The organism is Vibrio sp. HI00D65, from assembly GCF_001635455.1.
Classification (GTDB): Bacteria; Pseudomonadota; Gammaproteobacteria; order Enterobacterales; family Vibrionaceae; genus Vibrio.
In genome coordinates this window covers 1-374 of the sequence record NZ_LWEH01000062.1, presented here as the reverse complement: position 1 = coordinate 374, position 374 = coordinate 1, and the positions used below count along the sequence as shown (strand labels likewise).

Genomic DNA, 374 nt, shown 5'->3' with positions numbered 1-374 from the left:
GGTTATTGATTGCGTAGTTAGTTACCGTGATATTTAGGCCCGCTGCATCTACTTTCTTACGAAGTAGACCTGCACCCATTGCACTTGAACCCATACCCGCATCACATGCTACGTATACTGCTTTCACGTCAGCTAGGTTGATGTCTGCACCCGTTGCTGCACCTTTAGAAGACGCTTTCATGTCTTTCATTTGTGCTGATGCTTTCTCTAGTGAATCTTCCTCATCATCTTGCGCTGATGTTTTAAGAAGGATTGACGCTACAACAAACGATACTGCCGTTGCTGCGATAACCGATAGAATCACGCCGATGTAAGAGCCTTTTGGTGTCATCAACAGAATCGCGAAGATAGAACCAGGAGACGCTGGAGAGATT

1 pseudogene is annotated in these 374 nt (G+C 45.7%); it reads right to left on the bottom strand.

Annotated features, from left to right (window positions below):
* Positions 1-374 (bottom strand): annotated as a pseudogene (locus A3712_RS07310) (PTS mannitol transporter subunit IICBA); the annotation flags it as partial.